The sequence below is a fragment of the Synechococcus sp. R55.7 genome (genome assembly GCF_047461955.1).
In the GTDB taxonomy this organism is placed as follows: domain Bacteria; phylum Cyanobacteriota; class Cyanobacteriia; order Thermostichales; family Thermostichaceae; genus Thermostichus.
On record NZ_JANSIC010000457.1, the window covers coordinates 1 to 747 of the forward strand.

General features: G+C 43.2%; 1 pseudogene. It reads right to left on the reverse strand.

Features of this window, described 5'->3' with window-relative positions:
• Positions 1-15: 15 nt before the first annotated feature.
• Positions 16-747 (reverse strand): annotated as a pseudogene (locus NW820_RS13105) (IS5-like element ISSoc13 family transposase); the annotation flags it as partial.

Genomic DNA, 747 nt, shown 5'->3' on the forward strand with positions numbered 1-747 from the left:
GGTTGTGTTGATCTTTCATTTGAGCCAAAAGAGAGCACTGACGAGATAGAGAAAACTCAAGAAGTTCCTGGCCAATTTGTCAAAACGAGAAAATAGATGCCGGTACTGCTTTAACTTATGAAAAAAGCATTCGATTAAATGCCTCTCTTGATACAGATGCTTGTCATAATGCCGCTGCGTCTTTCTATTCCTTTTAGGCGGAATAACCGCTTGAGCTTCCCCTATCTTCTCAATCAACTTATCCGCATCATATCCTTTATCCCCAATTACTTTGGTATCCTTTCTCTGCCAGCCCTCTATCAATTCTTCCCCTTGAGTAATATCGCTCTTTTCTCCGCCAGTTATTCTCAATTCCAGCGGATTTCCCAACCCATCTACACTCACATGAATCTTGGTGCTGTATCCGCCTCGGCTTCTCCCCAAAGCTTGCTCCCCTTTTTTCCGGCAGCACAGGAGTGCGCTCGAACCATGGTTTAATCAATAATGAGATGCTCTAAATCAGGGTCGTCAATAAAATACTTGAACATCCGTTCCCACACTCCAAAACGACTCCACCGGTGGAATCTTTGATAGATGGTGTACCATTTGCCATATCCTTCTGGGAGGTAGCGCCAAGGAGCACCGGAACGGGCTATCCAAAGAACTGCTTCAATAAACTGTTTGCAGTTTGCTTCTTTCCCAATGTTAACTCTCTCTTCTGTCTGTAAAAAAGCCAATATCTTCTGCCATTTGTTTTCATCTAAAAAA